We start from the raw sequence: 20,787 nt of genomic DNA, 5'->3' as shown, positions 1-20,787 counted from the left end.
TAGGAGCACGGTCTATCTCTCGTTATTGCGAGTTTTAGCATTGAGATTTATCTTGATCTTAGATTGTAGCCATATTGTTGTGTATTGTGATTTACATATAAATTAGTATCTTTGACCTATTGGAAACAACCGTGTCCGTGACAATGAATGATAAGTCGGCGTTGTGATTTGCTTACAAATTAGTATCTTTGACCTATTGGAAACAGCCAAAATTTTTACCTTTCTCTCTGTTTTTGTGTTGTGATTTGCTTACAAATTAGTATCTTTGACCTATTGGAAACAGCATTAACTCGAACTTGGTCATACTCTCGGAGTTGTGATTTGCTTACAAATTAGTATCTTTGACCTATTGGAAACAGCACCATCTTTTCCTCCGGTGATAAATTCTTGTTGTGATTTGCTTACAAATTAGTATCTTTGACCTATTGGAAACAGCTATCGACGTGCCTTCTCATTCTCAGAAGCAGTTGTGATTTGCTTACAAATTAGTATCTTTGACCTATTGGAAACAGCTTATACTCCGCTAGAGGAGTACGGGAACCGTTGTGATTTGCTTACAAATTAGTATCTTTGACCTATTGGAAACAGCCGATATTCGTTAGCATCTACCTGCATGACTGTTGTGATTTGCTTACAAATTAGTATCTTTGACCTATTGGAAACAGCCCCGTTGTTTAACTCTTTCTTTCATATATAGTTGTGATTTGCTTACAAATTAGTATCTTTGACCTATTGGAAACAGCTCAGACACAGTAAGACACATGTCTGGTTGAGTTGTGATTTGCTTACAAATTAGTATCTTTGACCTATTGGAAACAGCCAATCGTTTTTCTTGTCATGCAACATCAAGTTGTGATTTGCTTACAAATTAGTATCTTTGACCTATTGGAAACAGCGTGCAATATAAATGTCCTTTAATTGCGGTGTTGTGATTTGCTTACAAATTAGTATCTTTGACCTATTGGAAACAGCACCCTTGGGGAAAATAGCGTTAGGTGAGGAGTTGTGATTTGCTTACAAATTAGTATCTTTGACCTATTGGAAACAGCGTAAAATCGGAGGATATCTCGCTCTTCCAGTTGTGATTTGCTTACAAATTAGTATCTTTGACCTATTGGAAACAGCTGCCACGGAACAACCGTCTTCTTCTTCTTGTTGTGATTTGCTTACAAATTAGTATCTTTGACCTATTGGAAACAGCATAAGGATTTTCAATATTACGACCATGAGTGTTGTGATTTGCTTACAAATTAGTATCTTTGACCTATTGGAAACAGCATACTCGTTAGCATCTACCTGCATGACCCTGTTGTGATTTGCTTACAAATTAGTATCTTTGACCTATTGGAAACAGCGCCGGTGTTTCGATAATTGCAAGTAGTCGGTTGTGATTTGCTTACAAATTAGTATCTTTGACCTATTGGAAACAGCATACTATCCAGTCGTTATTATTGATTATCGTTGTGATTTGCTTACAAATTAGTATCTTTGACCTATTGGAAACAGCTGGCGACGCTGATAAGAAGTAGATGAGCCAGTTGTGATTTGCTTACAAATTAGTATCTTTGACCTATTGGAAACAGCTTTCTCTCCAAAGGGCGTCCGCAAAGAACAGTTGTGATTTGCTTACAAATTAGTATCTTTGACCTATTGGAAACAGCTGAATTGAATAATATGCCTGACAAGAGTACGTTGTGATTTGCTTACAAATTAGTATCTTTGACCTATTGGAAACAGCTTTATCGTAGTCGGGAAGAAACTTTTTAATGTTGTGATTTGCTTACAAATTAGTATCTTTGACCTATTGGAAACAGCTCAATCTTTGTTATTGGCTGAATAACAAAGATTTATATCTTAAAATAGGAAAGAAAAAAGGGATAGAATCCTTACAATAAATCTCACATAAAAGTGGGATTTATTGTTTTAAAATAATTCCAATTGTTGACCGGGAGAATCGGGTGCTTGTGGTTTATGTCCATAAAATAATTCAATACTTCCAAATTGTTTATCTGTGATGCACATAATTCCTACTTTTCCAAATTCAGGAAGAAAGGATTTCACTCTTTTAATATGGACTTCTGCATTTTCCATGCTAGCGCAATGGCGGATATAGATAGAAAATTGAAACATAGTAAAACCATCCCGTTGTAAATTTTTCCGGAAATCGAAATATGCTCTTTTATCTTTTTTAGTATCTGTTGGCAAGTCGAAGAAAACAAGTATCCACATAATACGATATTCACTGAAACGATCCATGCTACTATCGTTCGGGATAAACTATTTTACGGCTTTCCCCGCAAAAACATTTATAAAGTGAAGCTGTTGTTTGGCCTACAGCTACCATTAGAGGGCTACGTCTACCATTAATAACAACTTCTAAAGTTGGGATCGTGAGCAAAGATGCTTTTAATTCTTTTGTTAACTCAATAGGTATATCGTGTGCGTTCGTTAATTGAAATACCAGTTCGTCCACGTAAGGTCGGTAGGGTTCCATGACATCATCAGCAAGGCAATAAGCGTTATAGCGATTATGATGATGAATCCCTAGAGTCGGCAACAAGCCGCTTGTGACAAGTCCTCGTGCCACGATGGCACGTAAGATTGCATAACCGTAATTCAATAGATTGTTGGGAGGAATACCTTCACGTTCGCGAGTGAATCCTTTTATGTTGCTAAATAATAATTTCCAGTAATATGCCGCGGCTCGAGCTTCTAAATTGTCCGGGTCGCCGCTTCGTACGTTATTTGCCCAAACACGCATACATTTTATTTCCTCGTGAGTGCAAAGGCTTAATACGGTTGCTTGATTATTTATTTTGGTTTGAATGGTTTGTTGCCAAAGCTGTTTCTTTAGAGGTACAGAGGCGTCTAATTGTTCACGGAAACGTTCATTTTGTGTTGTATTACCATAAAGTGGCAACATAAGACCTACAGGCATACTTTTACTGTCGCAAGTGATAAGCGCGCAATTGTTTTCCAGTAAAGCTTCAATGACTCCGGATGTAATGGTGATTTGTTTGTTGTCCAGTATTACAATGCCTATATCCTCGATAGCCCGGGTTGTTTCTGCTTGTTTTTTTAGAGTTTCGGGAAGAGATGTGCTTTTTTCAACTTCGGGCAATTTGATGACTAGTTGCCCGTTTCGTAAAGAAAGATATACGGGATTGCCAAAATAGAGAGTTTTCTTGATCATGATGTAAATATTTTTGTGAGTACCCTTTATTGTTTTAGATTTTTCCTCTCTCTTTCAAAGTTCTCGATAAAATGTATCTCCACGGGAGATAATTGCGTATCCGTTCGTTGCTTGAATTTGTCGTATTCGGTATCAGCTTTCAGTTTTGCTATTTCTGCCGAGATGCTTCCGGCGTGTGTCAATAGTTCCTTCCCGGAAAGTTTAAGAAAATCATCCAGTTTTTGCATCCAGTCTTTCATGTACATGGGTGTATGACTTTTAGCTTGCAATTCTGCGAAATCGAGAAAGAGGCTAACGACTCGGTTCAAGATATCCAGTTCTTCTTCGGTCAGATAATTTTTGGCGTACTCTGCGTCACTTCGTTTTGGTATCATTCCTGTCCACGTGGTCAAGCCCATGAAATCTTTCTCCGCGTCTGCTCGGCTATAAATAATTTCAGCTGCTGTGTGTCCGTGAACCGAGAAATGCATCTTGTTCTGTATCGTGGCAAAAAACGATCGGGTCATTTCCGTACGTGGGTCATAATCTATGCTGAGTGCATAAATTTCAAGAACTTTTCGGTAGAATAGTTTTTCCGATGAACGGATGTCACGAATACGGGCGAGCAATTCATCAAAATAATTGCCTCCTCCCGCTCTCTTCAACAAATCGTCATTGAGTGCGAATCCTTTTACTAAATATTCTTTCAACACTTGCGTAGCCCATATACGGAATTGTACGCCCCGGTGGGAATTTACCCGATACCCCACGCTGATAATCATATCAAGGTTGTAATAAGAAACTTGATATGTTTTCAAGTCAGAGGCAGTTGTTGCATTTTTTGCAACAACTGCCTCTGTTTTTAATTCGCCACTCTCCAATACGTTTTTTATATGTCTGGATATCGTGGATTTATTGCGTTGAAATAATTCCGCCATTTGATCAATACTCAGCCAAACCGTGTCCTCGGAAAGGATCACTTCTATTTTGGCTGTTCCATCTTCTGTTTGATAAAGAAGAATTTGACTTTTATTTTCCTCTTGCATGGCTATTCCGGTTTAAAGTCTCCTATTTTTATAATATTTCCCAGACGATCTATTTTAATAGGAAGACAGGTTTCTTTTATCATTTCCTTTTCTCGAGTGATTGCTCGTTCCATTTTATTCATGGGAGAAAATTCAACTTTATCTACAATGCTTTTTGCAACTTCCGCTTTGATAAAGAAACACTGGTATCCAGTGGATGACACCGTTTTATATATTCGTTCTCGCTCTATCGGGAAATGAATCTTTCCATCACTCACCTCCTTCGCCGTGGGTAAATACACTAAATCATTGGGCGAAAGAACATATTTCGGGCTATCCCCATTTGCATCCTCGGGAGCGGGCGCCAATCCTTTCTTTTGTCGTTCAATAACCGTATTTAACGGGATTGTTGCGTACGTTCTTTTGCGTGCAAGCGTGCCGGTTTTGGGATCAACACTTTCCGTTTCATAGATCGCGAAGAATAGATTGGTACCTTTAGCGGCTTCCACGAATTTTGAACTTTTATTTCCCGATTGTCCGACGGCAAATTTATCAGCTTTCTCGTACCATCTTACTTTATAAATAGGTTGATGGTGCGTCCCGTCGTTAAGCCGCTTTATATCCCGATTCATGGCATCAATCCCGTCAGGCGAAAACGCTAAATTGGGATCATCATTATTTTCCTCTAAATGGCGGAGCAGGATTTTCTGAATACTTGTATCCGTTATTTCTTCTATTATTTTCTTTCGGGTAAATGTCGTATCCAATGGTTTGCGAGTGGCAAAATACCTGTCCTTTGTTTCTCGCGTGAAATAATAAACTTCAATCTTTGAAAGATTAATGTCTTGCCAGACATCACGATTGTCTTCAAAATACTTCTTTATCTTCCCGCTATCATAACCTAGTTCGAGCATGGCTATTAATTTCTTTTTTAAGTCTTTTTCCACGATCGCTTGCGGTTGCTTGATAGCCTCCTTCAGTGAAATCGTTTTTATTTTGCGCAGATTCACTTCTCCGAAAACGGTTTCTTTATGCATCGGTTTGCGGATAGCCCAACTTGTTCCCTTCATCTGACTGGTATATACTTTCTTCCCGTTTTCGTAATGCAGGTAGTGATTTGTCGTTTTATTTATGACACGCAGATTCTGCTTGAAACTGACAATGATGTTTTGCAATGCCGTCTGCATATCTTGCGTGAATGTTTCCCAAGGCTTGTTGAGAATCCATTTATAATTACCTTTATCGTCAGTTTTATATTTGGTACAGAGTAACGATTGCAAGTCGTGACGGGAAACCTTTGCTTTGTTGCTTGCCGACTGATTATTCAGGTAATTCACGATATTACGATTCGCGCACGCGATGACGATAGCATCCATAGCGTGGTGGCGATGGTCGATACGCTTTTTATTGAAACCTTTCTGCAATTCGAGGGGGATTGAAGGAATAATATGCCCGTTTGCGCTCACGGATGTAAATCGAGAGCATCCCGTTATTTCATTCAACCGAACAAAACGGGGTAGAATAATTTTGTTCCAAACATCATTAACCCCCCAATCCTTCTTCAGTCGGTCTGTAACGCCGCCTGTGCAAACAATGACATTTTTGGAAAGAGCCTCTTCTTCTCCTTCTTCCCGCACGATATTCGAGAGCAAAGATGTTACTACTTTACTGATATAGCGGCTGTCATTCAATTGGCGGGCAATGAATTGCTCGGGAATATCCTCCATGAGCAGTTTCTTCATTTTACCACGGTTACGCGAATAGTGTTCACGCGCGAAACGCTCGTAGGCTTCAACGGAGAAAATTTCAACCGTTTTCCCGGAACCGAGGAACACCTTTTCCCCGGGATGTTTTTTGATAAACTCGTACCCCAAGCAATTACTTTTTAATTTATTCACTTCCGCTTCACAAATCACCTTGTTGCTGAACGAATCATCAAAATAACGTGCTTGCGGGATGATATGTTCTATTTCATAAGCGGGAGTGAACAATTTGCCAAGTGGTATTACCTCACCTGTATACGGGGATACATATTTTTGTTCCAACCACAGCTTGTAACGTAAGATTTCAGAACGGGAGGGGTACCTTTTCGTGTCACCTTGTTTGAATTTGTCCAATATGGAAGAAATATCTTCCGGTAATTCGGGAGTACTATTTAACACGGTATCCTCGTAAATACGCAAAATATCTTGTTGGCTTGGAGAATAAGGACGAACATTTTCAATCTCGAATTCCGGATTCATAAACTCCGTCAACAACATTTTGACGCGTAAGTTCGTGTTTTCATTTTCCAAAATCTGTCGTGTTATGTCGGCACGCTTGCCGGACGGATTCTTCATCTCTCGTCCAAGCTCGACGTGAATTTCATCAATCCGACCTGCTTGTTTCCAAATATCTCGAACCGTGCGTAATGTCTCCGTGATCACTTGTTCCACGCTCGGATTACGCAATGAATGTTGCTTGAATGATTGCAAGTAATCGTCTATATCCGCGGGAGTCTTCCACCGGGTGATATCTTTCATTTCCGAGTGACGATCGTAAACGATATAACACGCCAGCCACGTGGGCAACGAATGGAAGTCATTGATGGAGGTTAGGTTAATCGCTTTCTCCCGAACCCGGTTTCGTATATTGTCGTCGTACTCTCCGGCAATTATTTTGTCAATTCGAGTCTTGGTTTGGGCATCAATAGCAGTTTCGTTCCAGTACTTTCCGCTTCGCATCAAGGGAAGTAATTTCTTGATAGCTTTGGCTGAATAGGCTCCGTATTCTTTTTTGAAAGGAGGGAACTTTTTAAATACGTCCGCGAATTCGGCATTCAAATTATTTTTACGGGCAAACGACCGAAGAGCTTTTTCAATTTCTTGTTTATCCTCCACCGAGTATAAAATATGCCACAAGGCTTCTTCTTTTTCCCTCGTGAGGAAGGTGGGAGCTACGTGTGCTTTCCCGAGATAAGCCAAGATTTGGGCATGGGTTTCATTGCAAGGATAAGTTTTTTCTTCGACATAATTCCATCTGTAATTGGCGGCTTTGTTTTTCAAGTGAAATGCCGGATATTTCAAAAAATTCTTTTGGTCGATCTCTTTTTTGTCATTTAACCACGAGAACAATTCGGCGTAATCTTCTTCTGTGGGCAATAATTGTCGGGTGACATCTATATCAACCCCTGCATTTTCGCCTTCTTTCTGGTAAATACGGATGTTGGAGATAAATTGCCACAGGCGAAATTCTTGGAATAACGGGTGGGATTTGGCGATACACTTGATCGGGGAGGTCTTGATTTCTCCTGTTTCCGTGTCAACGAAAGTATTCTGCTCGTACGGGCAATTTTCAATGAGCGACTTTTTACTTTTCAACGGGCGTTGATAAAAGATAATGTCATTCATGAAAAGGTGAATAAAATCTCTTGCGGCAATATTATTGCGATGTGCCTCGTTGTTGGGATAAAGTTCTTGAATACAGGTAGTATATAATTCTTTGTTCTGTAATTCCGGGTGAAATTTGATTTGTGCCTTCAGTATCTGTTGAAGTTCATCCCTGTAATATTTACGCTCGATCGTGTGTATCAGTTTCCCGCGTATTTTTTGAGAAGGATTCTGTAACAAGGTATCGTAAATATATCTGCCCACGGTTTCACCACTCTTCTCGATATCAGCCTCGGTTCTTTTTTTTGAAAGCGTCCAATCCTCTTCTTTCGGTGCTCTAAAAGATCTTTTTATATTCCCTTCTTTGTCTTTTTTAGGGTTTCCCTCCGCGTCTATATCTGTTGTTACGATGAATTCTTTTATTTTGCCTTCCCACTCTAAAGGAGTGGCACTTGTCCGGCGATATATCATGCCATTCTCCAGATGAATGTTATACCACGAGTCTTTTCCTTTTTTTTCTCCGCTGTCTTCTACTTTTACGACTTTAAGCGCGTAAAATTCTTCCAGTTTAGAGGAATTTTCTTTTTCTTCTTCTCCCCGGAGTTGATAGTAGCCTCGTTTTTGGTTAAAATTTAGTAGTATCCATGCCAGTTCCTCTTTCTTGATTTTTTGTGTTAGAGCCTTTTTGCGCAAATAGTATAGCGTCCAATCATAAGGAACTTTTTTATTGCCCGCGACTAATTCAGGTGCATGGGTGGCAAAATCAAATAACATTTCATTGAAAGAATCTTTGAAAATAAATTCATGTATTCCGTTTTCATCCGGTTTCCACGGAAGTTTACATTCAATGCCTGTTGAGAATTTCCCGTGACGATCCAAATGATTCGTGTAATGTTCAGGTAAAAATCCCAGTAAATCTAAAACACGGTGTAAACGTTCACGTCTTAATAAATGCCTCTCTCGTAAACGGCGTACGCCTCTATAGCGGGTACGTTCAGCGGTTTGTGATGTTGAATTTCCTTTATTGAAGTCCCCCAATATGGCGGCATCCATCGGAATAATGCGACTGCCGGCGGCTTCTATTTCCTCTAATTGTACTTTGTTTTCGTTATCAATATTACCGTTTATTATAGCCCAGCCGATACTGTTAGTTCCTAAATCCAGTCCTAAAATTTTTTTCCCCATGACCATACTGTTTGAATTTCTCCAAAACTATAAATATTTCTTTAAAAATCCTATGGCATCTCGTTTATTTTTTCTATGTTTGTGATACTAATTTAAGCAAATCACAATAAGGATTATTCCGTTGTGAAAACATTTAGGGCAGGGATAAGAATAATTTTCTTGTCCTTTCTCTTTTTTATCAGAGCCTCGTTCAAGATTTTATCCAAGCTGTCCGGAGAATCTTATTTCCCGATATTCAGATCGAGATGTAACACCGGTCTGCGCACCCAATCCTTTTCCAACGCCTCTATCGCCAGTCCCTCGAACAACTCCTTTTCTCCTTGGAAATCCGTTTATTTTTTTGTGACAATAAGACAAAGATACCTAAAATGTCGGTACATGCGCCATGTTTTTGTATATCTCGGATAATTTGTTACATTATATATTTATTATTCAACCATGCAACTTCATATTTTTTGCATATCTCGGATAATTTATTACGTTTGTATGTTTGTTCTTCAACCATGCAACTTTATGTTGATTGTATGTGAAGGGATATTGTAAAACATTTAGATACTGTAGTTTATAACTGTATACATGCTCGTGAATTGAAACATGATGTGTAGGAGTTTCGTGGCGGATAACAGTAGAACGGCGCAAGCGTTATGGTTGGCGCTGGCTAATGCCTTGTCATTATGCATGACATTGGTCATATCGGCTATCCTTAGCCGATATATGACTGCTGTCGAGTATGGCACGTATCGTCAGGTGATTTATATTTACTCGACTTTGTTGATGATTTTTTCCTTCGGGCTTCCCGGTGCGTATTCTTACTTTCTTGCACGTGTCCCGGTAGAAGAAGGGCAGGCGGTGATTCGCAAACTCGGCGTGTTATTCTGGGGACTTTCTTCCGTTTTTTCAGTCACCTTGTTCACGGGGGCATCATGGATAGCCGAATTACTTGGCAACCCGTTGCTAACCGATAATTTGAAATATTTTGCCATAACTCCCTTGCTATTGATGCAGGTATTGGGCGTCGAGCGCGTATTGACCGTGTACGGGAGGGCACGTGTTGTGCTGGTGTACGTGCTGTTGAGTCGCGCTTTCAGCGTACTTTGTTCCGTGATACCCGTGATTGTTTTCAATACCGGGGTTCCCGGGGCAGTTATCGGGTTGGTGCTCGCTTCTTTTGGCTCCTTTCTCGTTGGTACGAGACTCTTGTCATTGCCCTTTAAAAATGTAACACGGGGAAGAACGGATTTGACAATCGCGGATATATTGCGATTCTCGATGCCGGTGTTTTCTTCGAGCTTGTATGGATTCGTCATTGGTTCCGCGAGCCAATTTTTCGTGAGCCGTTACTTTGGGGTGGAAGAATTCGCTATGTTCGCGAACGGTTACAAGGAACTTCCGGTAGCGGGGATAATGATTGGTGTCGTTTCCGGTATTTTATTACCGGAATTTTCCCGGATGACAAAGGACGGTTCCGGTAGCGGGCAATATCTGGTCCTTTGGAAAAACGTGGTGCTCAAGTCTGCGTCGGTAATATATCCGTTTACCGTCTATTGTTGCATTTTTGCCCCGGAAATAATGGGAGTGTTATACGGGACCGCTTATCGTGAAGCTGCCGGTTTATTCCGGATTGTCACGATAGTAAATTTGGTGCGTATCGTGCCGTACGGACCGATAATGTTCGCGTTAGGCAAAGGCAAGATATTTGCCAACGCCCACTTGGTCACGGCGGTACTATTGCTAGGGCTTGATTTTCTTTGCGTTACCTTTTTTCCGTCTTTGTCTGCGATTGCTATCATTGCAACGGCAACCACGGTCTTTTGTCTTGTGGTTTTAATGGTAAGTACGGCACGGCTCCTGAACACCGGGCTTTCGGGATTGATGCCATGGAAATCCATGTCCAAAATTCTATTCGTGTCTGTCTTCTCGTGTTTTTTAGGGAGTTGTGCGGTAAATTTAACGGGAGTTACCCGTGATTTCCCGGTTCTTCTCTCGGGATTTTTGATATCGGTTGTTGTCTATCTGCCTCTTTCATATATCGCGGGGATTAATTACGTGAGGCTGTTGAAACCGTTGGTGTCATCCCTGCGAACGAATCCATGAAAATGAAATTGACTATGAATATTCTAATTATCACAAAGCATTTTTATCCTTACAATCGAATTGCCTCTTTTCGAATTAACTCGTTCGCTAAATATTTTCATGAAGCGGGGCATTCGGTAACGGTCGTGACCGAGGGAGAATGTGATGAAACCGCCTTGTGGAATGGCTGTGAAGTTTACTATATTAAAGATCCGATGATGACTCCGGCGTATTTGCTTAAACAAATACAGTTAAATAAAAAATGGACTCCAAGACGAGTGGTTAGGGCTTTAGAAGCAAGAATATTTTTGAAGGGACCCTGTATTTGGCGTGCCAAGGCATATAAAAAAATAGAAGAATTATTTCAAAGGAATGATTTCGATGTGGTATTGAGTTCTTTCGGACCTTTGACTCCTCACGCACTCGTGATGAAATTGTTAAAGAGAGGATACAAATTCTTTTGGGTTGCTGACATGCGTGACGAAATGTCAAAACATCCTGTCTATTCCAAAATATACGCGAAACGGCTCTCGTTTTATGAACGTAAAATACTCGAGAAGGCAGATTTGGTATTGTCCGTGTCGAAGCCCCTTATTGATGATTTTAAGACGATGTGTTCACACGAGCGGTTTTTGGAAGTGAGAAACGGATATGATTACGAGGAGTGTCATGAAGTGAATTTTCAATCCCAATTCACGATGGGCTATATAGGTAGGTTTTATGGAATGGCTATTCCGGATAATCTGTTTAACGCCTTTTCCGAATTAATCGAGGAGGGAAGACTACCCGAAAACAGTCGGATTAAAATAGTTGGAAATCACAGGCATGTTGATGTACCCGGCAGGATATCGTCGAACGTGATTCAATGTAAGGCTGTGCCTCATGAAGAAGCGATCAGGATATCCACGACCGAGGTTGATACTCTCGTGATGGTGCATAGCTCCGGGCGGAAAGGAGTGTATTCCGGTAAATTGTTCGATTATCTTGCCACGAATAAACCTATTTTAGCTTTGTACGACCCTAACGATGTGGTTGCCCCGCTACTTGCCGAAACAAAAGCCGGGTTTATCGTTGACGACGCCGATAAAGAGGGGATTAAAAATATGATCATGAAATGTTATCAGATATGGAAGAATAAGGAGGTGCTTCCGCGAGATTGGGACAAGATAAAACAATACTCGCGTCGCAACCAAGTCCAAATTCTTCTCGATTACCTGTCTGCAAATTACCGGGGCAAAAACAGCTAGATGCCCGCGTATTCGCTCGGTGAAAAGCGATCCGGGTTCTCGTTGCCGAAGAACAAATATAGATGCAGTGGCGTTCCGTCCGGTTGTCCTGCCGCGGGGATTTCCATGGTTACCTCCCCGTCACCGCGGTGCGCGTTATGGCAGGTAATCATTTGCGGGGAACGGGGTTGCGTGTTGTAGAAATACCCGAGGTACACTTGATCCGAGGCGCTTGCTTTCGGTCGGTCGGCGTCATTTTCCCAGCGGAGAGTAACCGTCCAGCCATCTCGTGCTACATCGGTAATCACCGGGGCTTCCAAGGTTCCCATGGAGAAACGGAATGTCGGGAACGCCCACACTCCCTCGCCCGGATGGATACACCCGCCGTTCACGGAGTGGAAAGCCGAGTCGCTTTTGGCGGCATGAGTTTCCTTTGCCCAGATTTTCCACACGGGTAGCCCTCCCGTGGTGCGTCGGTACACCCGCCACATCTTCCGAACTTCGGTGAATTGGTTGGAAGACTGTTCTTCCCCTTCCGAGCGGGATTTCTTGGGTCCCCGTTTGGATTTACACGTCCGCACGCCATTCCCGTGGCGGTAGAGTGTCACCCCGTCCATTCTGACGGGACCGTTGGCAAGTAGAGCAAGAAGTATTGGTGAAGTCTTATCCATAACCTATATGATTTAAGTATTAATTCCGTATCAATTCCGGTGCAATAGTACTTAAAATATTTTAGTAATCCAAATAATAAGCTATTAAAACGCTATTACTATATAGGGTTTTAATAGCGTTTTAATAGGGAACTAATAGCGTTTTATACGGGATTAAACCGGAATTCATACGGGATTAGTGATAAATTAATGTATGTATTTGCCTAATCTTGGCATAGTTTTGGTAGGAAATATTTATATTTGACAGGAAAAATTTTAAAATAGAAAGAGTATGGCAGAATTTGTGAATCCGGTAGGAAAAATACGGGGGAAATACGGGAACGTGATTGGCTACGTGCGGAAGAACGGGAAGAACTATTGCAAGAGTGCGGGGTTGAAGCGTAAGCCGAACGGGGAGGTGCAGAAACGGCAGTCGATAGCCTTCGCCACGACGACAGAAAGAAAACGATGGTTGATGGTCGCCATTCGGTTAGGATTTCCCGGGGGAAACGGCTATCCGGAGGGGTTCAACGGGTTCGTGAGCGCGAACGTGACGAATGCCGTGGAAGTGGAGAGGGTTGACCCGGAGAAACCGATCAGTGTGCGCAAGAAAGCCGGACGGGAGTTCCGTGGCGAGATTGATTACCGGAAATTGCGGGTGGCAGCCGGGCAATTGGTGCCGCCATCGGTTAGTGCCGAGGTGGACGCGGAGAACCGGAAGGTGCATTTCACCTCCCCGGGGGAGCAACTCGAGTTGATCGATTGTTTCTTGGATGATAAAATTTATGGCGTGGTGGCTGGTGTACGGAACAAGCGTTGCCGCGTGGTGGAATTGGGTACACGGGGAGAGGCGATCGGCACGAACGTGGATTTCCCGAGAAATGTCGAGGCGGACGAGCTTGTCGTTTACGTGTTTGCGGCGGGTGCCGACGGGAAGGATGTTTCCGATTCGGTGTGCGTGTGTCACCCGGAGTAACGACTTAATTGTCTTTCTTTATTTTGGATACTCCCGTGGCATCGAGTTTTATGATTTTCGGGTTGCCGGAGTACGTGATCGAGGATACCCCGGAGGCTTTGGCGCTGAGTCCTTTCACGACGTTGATGTTGACGTGGGAGGAGCCTGAGGCTTCGATGGTGGCATTGTCGATCCGGAAGTTGTCAAGGTTCGCGCGAGAGGCTCCGTTTACTTCAATGTTGCCTTCCGTGCTTTTGCCCGCGAGGGTGAGGTTGCTGGCTCCCGATATTCTGAAAGCTATCACGGGGGCGGTGAGTTCACCGGATATTTTTGACGCTCCTGCCAAGTGTATTTCTGCTTCTTGATTTACGCGGATGGGGTCGGTTGACTTCATGGCGGAAGCGCCGACAATTTTCGCCTTGAAGTTGTTCGCGGTGATTTCTCCCGTTAAAGTGAGGGAGGAGGCTCCGGTCAATTCGACATTTTCTAACGCAGACAGGTTGACTTCGGCGGTGAATTTATCGTTGTTTTTTCCTTTGATTTTACCTTCAAAGGTAATGAGTAGTATCCCGTCCTGTTTTAGCGTGAAGTTTAGTTGCTTTTCCAGTCGGGCGGGAATGGTGACCGATGCCCCGGTGGATTCGCCTTGTCTGGCGGTAACTTTGAATGCCCCGTGGACTTCAATCCCGGTGATTTTTTCTCCTTGGAAACGGGAAATCGTGATTTGTTCTTGCGCGATGGCTCCGGTGATGGCGAAGCAGAACATGAAGAGGATGAATGTAATTTTTTTCATGATTATTATTTTTTAATGGGACGTTTAAAGGTAGTGAAAAGTTACAAAGGGTGATAAGTATTGGAAAAAAAATTAGAAATTTGTTTGTTAAGAATTAATCTTTACTTTTGTAAGTATCAGATGTTTTTTTAATCTATAACGCTATGCAATACACTTGTAAATATCTTTCGCCCGCGGGTGGAATAACGATTGCCAGTGATGGCGATAGTCTGACAGGACTATGGTTTGACGGTCAGAAATACTTTGCCGATACGTTGTCGGCGGAGCATGAAGAGAAGTCTTTGCCTGTTTTCGTGCGGACAAAAGAGTGGTTGGATTGTTATTTCGGCGGTAAGGAGCCCGGTTTCACTCCCGATTTGCATTTGGATAGCACGCCTTTTCGTCTTGCCGTGTGGGAAATATTAAGGGAAATTCCTTACGGTAAAGTGATAACTTACAAGGATATCGCGGAAGAAATTGCCCGGCAAAAGGGGGTGCGGAATATGTCGGCTCAAGCGGTGGGAGGTGCCGTGGGGCATAACCCGATCAGTATTATTATACCGTGTCATCGTGTTGTCGGTTGTAATGGCAGTTTGACCGGATACGCGGGAGGTATTGCTAAAAAAGTTCATCTGCTTGTTTTGGAAGGTGTTGACCCGGGTAGATTTTTTGTCCCGTCGAAGGGAACGGCATTGTGATAGACGTGTTTTCACGGGAATTAGTAGCTTCCTTTTTCTATTAAAATATAAATTGGAGCACTTTTTCTCCGATTTTGATATTAAAAGATGTTAAATGTAATGTTTTTTCGGGGAAACAGGGATTTCTTGTTTTTGATTAGTGCAGGGATTCCAGTAGAATATTAAGATTGGAGGTGAAAATCTTCACGGACATGGCAAGCAGGATGATGCCGAAGAATTTTCGCAGGATGTAGACACCGCTTTTGCCCAAGACGCGCTCCACGAGGTAGACGTTGCGCAGGACGACGTAGACGACGAGCATGTTGAGGATGATGGCGATGATGATGCTCAAGGGGCTACATTCGGCTTTGAGGGTTAAGGTTGTTGCCAAGGCTCCTGCCCCGGCGATAAGCGGGAACACGACGGGGATGAATGTGGTTGCTCCTTCGGGACCGTCGTTTTGAAATATTTCGATGTTGAAAGTCATTTCTATGGCAAGCACGAAGAGTACCAACGCTCCCGCCAGTGCGAAAGAAGGTATGTCGATGTTGAATAATCTCAATAACCCGTCCCCGGCAAAAAAGAAAGCGATAAATATAACCAGAGATATTCCTGACGCTTGGGCTGCGTTGACTTTTTTCCCGGTACTGTTAAGACCGATGACGATTGGGGTGGAACCCGTGATATCAATAATGGCAAAGAGTACCATGAAGGCGGTGAATATTTCTTTTATATTGATGCTGAAATCCATAAATCGAAGAATAATATGTTTTAATTGACGGGACAAAGATAAGGATAAAAAATAGAAAAGTCGGGTGCTAAAAATGGAATATCTTGTATGGGGGTAATTGTCTTGTAAATTGGTGATGGTAATCTTTCATAATTATCACTCGTGATTGACTGAATTTATCCTATTTTGTTCTATCTTTGCACGATAGATGCCCTTGTCGTAAGGGGATGGAAGGAATTTTGAGTGTAAACATATAGCACATCTGTTGTGCCGGCGAAAATAGAGGAATAATGAAAGAACGTGAAATGCCTTCTCGGGAGGATGGTAATTTGTCTTTTGAAGAGGAAGTGTCCGAATTAATGGATGAACAGTTTTTGTTCACGGAAAGTGTATGTATTGATTTACCCATGGGGGTTGAGATTTATGATGCACGGGGGATATTGCGTTTTATAAATGATAGTGCCTTGCGTATATATGGTGTTGACGACCGGAATACCGTGGTCGGTACGGTTAATCTTTTCAATAGTCCTTATATGGATGAAGTGTTGGAGGCAAAAGTCCGGGGAGGAGAGGAGATTGAACTGGAGTTCGAGTATGACTTCGACAAGATAAATAGCAATGCCTATTTCAAGAGTAAAAATCGGGATACCATGATTTACGCGGTGCGGATTGTCGCGGTGCGGAACAAGAAGGGAAGTATTATAGGGCATATATTACTCACGAATGATGTTACTGCCGTGAAGGAAGCCGAGTTTCACACGGAAGAGAGCAAGAAGGATATGGAGATGGCGATGGATACGGCTAATATGTCGTCTTGGGTGTATGATGTGGATAAGAAGGTATTCGGTACTTTATATGGCAAGGCTATCGTGGAAGATGGTGTGACTCTTGCCGAGTTATTGGTGAAATTGCATCCTCAGGATCATGTCCCGTTGATGCAACTTTTTTCCCGATTGATAGATAAAGAAATTCAACAAGGGCAGATAACGGTGCGTTTCTATGACGAGCGGGAGGGACAATACCGTTATTACGAGAGCCGGATGCGATTGTCTATGGAGCATTTCGGAAAGCGGTTGATTGTCGGAACGCAAATGGATATGACGGATAAAGTGCGGATGGTAAAGAGAACACAGGATTTGCTCGCGAAGCGGGAGTTGGCGATGCAATTCAATAGTATTGTTCATTGGGATTTTGATATACGGACACGGAAGTTTGAAGCCTATAATGACCCGATTAATGATTATGCCAGTGATAAGCTTGTGACTGTTTCCGAATACATGGAGGTAGTCCACCCGGAAGATTGTTCTGTTTTCAATGATGCTATCCAGTCGATGTTGTCCGGAGAAGATCTTACGATTGATTTTACTTGTCGCATGCAAACCAAGTACGATGAAACATGGCAATATTTCAGTGTTACGGGTGTTCCTTTCGAACGGGACGAAGAGGGTAATATTGTGCGATTCACGGGATTCAGACAGAATATTTCCAAACTTCACCAGTTGGATGAAGAACTCAGAAGAAGGAATTACAGGATAGAACTTACTTTTAAGACTGTCGGGATGTCTTATTGGGATTTTGATGTCGAGAGCAAGCAGTTCCGGGCGTTTAACGATCCGGTAAATGATTTCCTCTCGGAAAAGGCAATCACTCCCGAGGAGTATCTGAATGTAACCCACCCGGATGATATAGAGCATGTTCGTGAAAATATCGATTGTATGCTCCGGGGGGTAGATAGAGAGTTCGCTTTTAAATACCGCTCCAAGACGAGGTGGGATAAGGAGTGGCAGACTTTGCTGGTGACCGGCGTGCAGGTCGAAAGGGATAAAAGAGGGCGTGTACTTCGTTATACCGGAATCAAGTTTAATAACACGAAATCGGAGAACGTGGCACGGGAGTTAAAGGAACTGAAAGAGAAAGCCGAACTTTCCGATCGGCTTAAATCGGCTTTTCTTGCTAACATGAGTCACGAGATACGTACGCCGTTGAATGCCATTGTCGGGTTTTCCGGGTTGATGGTGGATTGTGACGATCCGGCGGAAAAAGAGGAGTACATGAATGTTATCCGGTCTAATAATGAGTTGTTGTTGCGATTGATTAATGATATTCTTGATCTCTCCAAGATTGAATCGGGTGTTCTTGAGCGTAGGAGAGAGAATTTCAACGTGACGAAGGTGTGTAATGAGTTGTACATGATGATTTCGCAGAAGATCACGAATCCTGATGTCGAATTTTTATTGGAGCCCGGACCGGACTGTTGGATATTTCTGGACAGGAACCGGCTTAAACAGGTGTGGATGAATTTCCTTTCCAATGCCGTGAAATGTACGCGGTCGGGATATATTAAAATGGGATACTCTATCGAGAGGGGAGGCATCCGGGTGTATGTCGAGGATTCCGGTGTCGGAGTCCCCCGGGAGTTGCAGGATAGATTGTTCGGTCGGTTCCAGAAGTTGAACGAGTTCGCGCAGGGGACCGGGTTGGGACTGGCTATTTCCAAGGCTATCGTCGAGGGTGCGGGGGGAGAGATAGGGTGTTCTTCTACTCCCGGTGTCGGCTCGACTTTCTGGGCGTGGGTGCCTTGTGCCATATCCATGGAGGAGAATGGTGATCCGGTTATCACGCAATTTTCGGAAAAACATTCTTCTTTGGATAAATCACGGGAACTGAAAATTTTGGTAGCTGAAGATAATGATAGTAATTATTTGCTGGTGCGACAGATTCTTAAGGGGTATCATGTTGTTCGTGCGCTGAATGGAGTTGAGGCTGTAAAGATGAGTCGTGACGAGAAGTTCGACCTTATTTTTATGGATATGAAAATGCCTGTCATGGGCGGACTGGAAGCAACCCGGAAAATACGAGAGTTTGACGCGGAAATACCCATCATCGCTCTCACGGCAAACGCGTTTGATTCTGACAGAATCAGCGCCATGGATGCCGGATGCAACGCCTTTTTGGCGAAACCTTTGGAACGGAAACAGTTGCTTGAGATTTTTTCTATGAAATGGTAGGGGGAAATTAAACATTGGTGATGATTGTTTTATATGCCTGAAATGTGAAGGTGGAGTCTAAAAGATAGAAAAAAGGTTATATATTTGTAACGTTGAAGTGATGTTTTATTTATCCGGAGTGTCATGGCTGACGTTGATGATGTTTTTGTACGACAGGTAAACGGGAAGCAGGAAAGAGCTTATCATGAGTTGTTCCGGCGGTTTTATAATTACCTTGTAGTGTATGCCATGAGGCGGGTGCAACGGCAGGATGTGGCGGAAGATGTTGTTCAGGAAGTATTCGTGAGTATGTGGGAGGGTGATAAGGAGTTTAATTCGTTTGTCGGGTTGAAGGCGTTTTTGTATAATGCCGTGTCGAATCGTTGTCTGGATTATTTGAAACACCAGAAGGTGGTAGACCGGTACGTGGCTGTTGCTTTGCGGGAAGGGAAGGAATGGGAGGAGATGGATTTGGTGGAGGAGGAGATGTACAGGGAATTGCATTTGGCTGTACAGGGATTGCCGGAAAGGAGCCGTGCGGTTTTCGAGTTGCATCTGGAGGGGAAGAAAAACGAGGAGATCGCGCGATTGCTGGAATTGTCGGTACTTACCGTGAAATCGTACAAGAAAAACGCGATGCATTATTTGAAGAAAAGATTGGGTGATTTGTATTTTTTATTGAACGCGGTAAAAATAATTTGATTCGGATACCCTCTTTTTGTACCCTCGGTCGTATTTGGTGTAAATAAGAAATTACGCCATGAGCAGTGCCAATAAAAATGAAATAAGTTGTTTGCTTCGGAAGTATTTTTCCGGGACGTTGTCCCCGGGGGAGAAAATACGGCTGGATAGTTGGTTGGAAGAAAGGGAGGAACACCGGGTTCTTTTCGAGAGATTGCATAATGACACTCGATTTGCCGAGGAGTATGGGGTGTTTCGACGAGTGGATACGGAGCGGGCGTGGGAGCGTTTTCGCGAGGGACGGGGATTAGGTCGTAGACGGAGGATAGGCACGTGGGTGAGATACGCGGCGGTTATTATGATACCCTTGATTGTCGGGGGGATTTGGTGGGGAATTTCTTCCGGGCAGAAGGAGAAGCAGCCGCTGGTGGCGCAAAAGTCTTTGCCTGTATTGCGGAAGACAGACGTGATACTGGAACTTGCCGACGGGAAGAAAGTAGTTCTGGAAGGGAAGCGGGAGAAAATGATTCAAGTGGGAGAAAAATTAGTCGTGAAGCAGGCAGCCGGGGAGTTGGTGTACTCGGATTCCGTGGGGAATACTCGGGTTGACACGAATATATTGCGAGTGCCCAAGGGTGGGGAGTTTAAATTGCAGTTGGCTGACGGGACACGGGTGTATTTAAATTCCGCGACAAAACTGAAATATCCGGTGGCTTTCGAGGGGGAAGAACGGCGGGTGTATCTGGAAGGAGAGGCTTATTTCGAGGTGGCGAAGGATGCGGAACGACCGTTTTTTGTTGTCACGGACGAGATGACGGCACGGGTGTACGGGACGGAATTTAACGTGAACACGAGTTCCGAGGACGGGGTGCGCACGGTGTTGGTCGAGGGAAAGGTGGGGGTGACCGTGCGGGGTTCCGAGCGGGAATACGTGTTGAAGCCTAGTGAGATGGCTTTCTATGACCGGGGCTCGGGAAAGGTAGACGTGCGGGAAGTGGATACGGATTTGTACACGTTGTGGAGAAAAGGGATGTTTGTTTTCGAGCGGGAGTCTTTGGAAAGTATTATGGAAACACTTTCGGCATGGTATGACGTGGAAGTGTTTTTCCAATCGGAGAGCGCGAAGCGGTTGCATTTCTCGGGGCATATGAAGCGTTACGAGCAGATAGACGAGATTTTGCACGCGATTACGGACGCGACGGGTGTCGTGTTTACTATAAACGGGAAAACAGTTTGTGTTTCAAGATAAAACGGAAGGTCGGCAAACCCTCCGTTTCATTCTCATT

The 20,787-nt window shown here is 43.2% G+C and carries 14 protein-coding genes and 1 CRISPR repeat array; of the genes, 7 read left to right on the top strand and 7 right to left on the bottom strand.

What is annotated here, in order from left to right; translation table 11 throughout:
- Positions 1–99: 99 nt before the first annotated feature.
- Positions 100–1,815: direct repeats of the CRISPR family, unit length 29 nt; unit sequence AAATTAGTATCTTTGACCTATTGGAAACA.
- A 108-nt stretch (positions 1,816–1,923) separates the two neighbouring features.
- Genes cas2 through cas9 form a run of 4 tightly spaced genes read right to left on the bottom strand, consistent with a single transcriptional unit; the run spans position 1,924 to position 8,750 of the window.
- Positions 1,924–2,256 (bottom strand): CRISPR-associated endonuclease Cas2, encoded by a 333-nt coding sequence (cas2, locus tag CS948_RS06695; protein ID WP_099290946.1) that lies wholly within the window; start codon positions 2,254–2,256, stop codon positions 1,924–1,926.
- Between the two features lie 4 nt (positions 2,257–2,260).
- The gene (cas1, locus tag CS948_RS06690) at positions 2,261–3,193 is read right to left on the bottom strand and encodes a type II CRISPR-associated endonuclease Cas1 (protein ID WP_099290945.1); all 933 of its coding nucleotides are present in this window, start codon (positions 3,191–3,193) and stop codon (positions 2,261–2,263) included.
- Between the two features lie 26 nt (positions 3,194–3,219).
- Positions 3,220–4,218 (bottom strand): virulence RhuM family protein, encoded by a 999-nt coding sequence (locus CS948_RS06685; protein WP_099290944.1) that lies wholly within the window; start codon positions 4,216–4,218, stop codon positions 3,220–3,222.
- A gap of 2 nt (positions 4,219–4,220) precedes the next feature.
- Positions 4,221–8,750, bottom strand: a complete 4,530-nt coding sequence (cas9, locus tag CS948_RS06680; protein ID WP_099290943.1) for a type II CRISPR RNA-guided endonuclease Cas9 — start codon at positions 8,748–8,750, stop codon at positions 4,221–4,223.
- A 597-nt stretch (positions 8,751–9,347) separates the two neighbouring features.
- Here cas9 and CS948_RS06675 point away from each other — a divergent pair.
- The gene (locus CS948_RS06675) at positions 9,348–10,844 is read left to right on the top strand and encodes an oligosaccharide flippase family protein (protein WP_255301892.1); all 1,497 of its coding nucleotides are present in this window, start codon (positions 9,348–9,350) and stop codon (positions 10,842–10,844) included.
- A 14-nt stretch (positions 10,845–10,858) separates the two neighbouring features.
- Entirely contained in the window at positions 10,859–12,070 is a 1,212-nt protein-coding gene (locus CS948_RS06670) for a glycosyltransferase (RefSeq protein WP_099291818.1), read from the top strand.
- Here CS948_RS06670 and CS948_RS06665 read toward each other — a convergent pair.
- On the bottom strand, positions 12,067–12,720 hold the full coding sequence (locus CS948_RS06665) for a hypothetical protein (protein ID WP_255301891.1): 654 nt from the start codon (positions 12,718–12,720) through the stop codon (positions 12,067–12,069). The genes CS948_RS06670 and CS948_RS06665 overlap by 4 nt on opposite strands.
- A 271-nt stretch (positions 12,721–12,991) precedes the next feature.
- Here CS948_RS06665 and CS948_RS06660 point away from each other — a divergent pair, with 271 nt between their 5' ends.
- Positions 12,992–13,675, top strand: a complete 684-nt coding sequence (locus tag CS948_RS06660; protein ID WP_099290941.1) for a hypothetical protein — start codon at positions 12,992–12,994, stop codon at positions 13,673–13,675.
- Positions 13,676–13,679: 4 nt separating this feature from the next.
- Here CS948_RS06660 and CS948_RS06655 read toward each other — a convergent pair whose 3' ends face one another.
- Positions 13,680–14,447 (bottom strand): GIN domain-containing protein, encoded by a 768-nt coding sequence (locus CS948_RS06655; RefSeq protein ID WP_099290940.1) that lies wholly within the window; start codon positions 14,445–14,447, stop codon positions 13,680–13,682.
- Between the two features lie 143 nt (positions 14,448–14,590).
- Here CS948_RS06655 and CS948_RS06650 point away from each other — a divergent pair, with 143 nt between their 5' ends.
- The gene (locus tag CS948_RS06650; protein ID WP_099290939.1) at positions 14,591–15,124 is read left to right on the top strand and encodes a methylated-DNA--[protein]-cysteine S-methyltransferase; all 534 of its coding nucleotides are present in this window, start codon (positions 14,591–14,593) and stop codon (positions 15,122–15,124) included.
- A gap of 136 nt (positions 15,125–15,260) precedes the next feature.
- Here the strand turns inward: CS948_RS06650 and CS948_RS06645 are convergent, their stop codons facing one another.
- The gene (locus tag CS948_RS06645) at positions 15,261–15,854 is read right to left on the bottom strand and encodes a MarC family protein (protein ID WP_099290938.1); all 594 of its coding nucleotides are present in this window, start codon (positions 15,852–15,854) and stop codon (positions 15,261–15,263) included.
- 269 nt (positions 15,855–16,123) lie between these two features.
- Here CS948_RS06645 and CS948_RS06640 point away from each other — a divergent pair, with 269 nt between their 5' ends.
- The 3 genes from CS948_RS06640 to CS948_RS06630 all read left to right on the top strand — a co-directional run bounded on the left by CS948_RS06640 (position 16,124) and on the right by CS948_RS06630 (position 20,750).
- Positions 16,124–18,841 (top strand): response regulator, encoded by a 2,718-nt coding sequence (locus tag CS948_RS06640; protein WP_099290937.1) that lies wholly within the window; start codon positions 16,124–16,126, stop codon positions 18,839–18,841.
- A gap of 123 nt (positions 18,842–18,964) precedes the next feature.
- Positions 18,965–19,522 carry an RNA polymerase sigma-70 factor gene (locus CS948_RS06635; protein WP_099290936.1) on the top strand — a complete coding sequence of 186 codons (558 nt, stop codon included), beginning with the start codon at positions 18,965–18,967 and terminating at the stop codon, positions 19,520–19,522.
- 58 nt (positions 19,523–19,580) lie between these two features.
- Entirely contained in the window at positions 19,581–20,750 is a 1,170-nt protein-coding gene (locus tag CS948_RS06630; protein WP_099290935.1) for a FecR family protein, read from the top strand.
- Positions 20,751–20,787: the final 37 nt, after the last annotated feature.

The organism is Butyricimonas sp. Marseille-P3923 (assembly GCF_900184685.1).
In the GTDB taxonomy this organism is placed as follows: Bacteria; Bacteroidota; Bacteroidia; order Bacteroidales; family Marinifilaceae; genus Butyricimonas; species Butyricimonas muris.
This window is presented reverse-complemented; position numbering and strand designations above follow the sequence as displayed.

Excerpts from the sequence above, each read along its gene's own strand:
- CS948_RS06675 (WP_255301892.1), top strand. The coding sequence starts at position 9,348 with ATGTGTAGGAGTTTCGTGGCGGATAACAGTAGAACGGCGCAAGCGTTA.
- CS948_RS06665 (WP_255301891.1), bottom strand. The coding sequence starts at position 12,720 with ATGGATAAGACTTCACCAATACTTCTTGCTCTACTTGCCAACGGTCCC.
- CS948_RS06685 (WP_099290944.1), bottom strand. The coding sequence starts at position 4,218 with ATGCAAGAGGAAAATAAAAGTCAAATTCTTCTTTATCAAACAGAAGAT.
- CS948_RS06650 (WP_099290939.1), top strand. The coding sequence starts at position 14,591 with ATGCAATACACTTGTAAATATCTTTCGCCCGCGGGTGGAATAACGATT.
- CS948_RS06635 (WP_099290936.1), top strand. The coding sequence starts at position 18,965 with ATGGCTGACGTTGATGATGTTTTTGTACGACAGGTAAACGGGAAGCAG.
- cas9 (WP_099290943.1), bottom strand. The coding sequence starts at position 8,750 with ATGGGGAAAAAAATTTTAGGACTGGATTTAGGAACTAACAGTATCGGC.
- CS948_RS06645 (WP_099290938.1), bottom strand. The coding sequence starts at position 15,854 with ATGGATTTCAGCATCAATATAAAAGAAATATTCACCGCCTTCATGGTA.
- CS948_RS06660 (WP_099290941.1), top strand. The coding sequence starts at position 12,992 with ATGGCAGAATTTGTGAATCCGGTAGGAAAAATACGGGGGAAATACGGG.
- CS948_RS06655 (WP_099290940.1), bottom strand. The coding sequence starts at position 14,447 with ATGAAAAAAATTACATTCATCCTCTTCATGTTCTGCTTCGCCATCACC.
- CS948_RS06630 (WP_099290935.1), top strand. The coding sequence starts at position 19,581 with ATGAGCAGTGCCAATAAAAATGAAATAAGTTGTTTGCTTCGGAAGTAT.
- cas1 (WP_099290945.1), bottom strand. The coding sequence starts at position 3,193 with ATGATCAAGAAAACTCTCTATTTTGGCAATCCCGTATATCTTTCTTTA.
- cas2 (WP_099290946.1), bottom strand. The coding sequence starts at position 2,256 with ATGGATCGTTTCAGTGAATATCGTATTATGTGGATACTTGTTTTCTTC.
- CS948_RS06670 (WP_099291818.1), top strand. The coding sequence starts at position 10,859 with ATGAATATTCTAATTATCACAAAGCATTTTTATCCTTACAATCGAATT.
- CS948_RS06640 (WP_099290937.1), top strand. The coding sequence starts at position 16,124 with ATGAAAGAACGTGAAATGCCTTCTCGGGAGGATGGTAATTTGTCTTTT.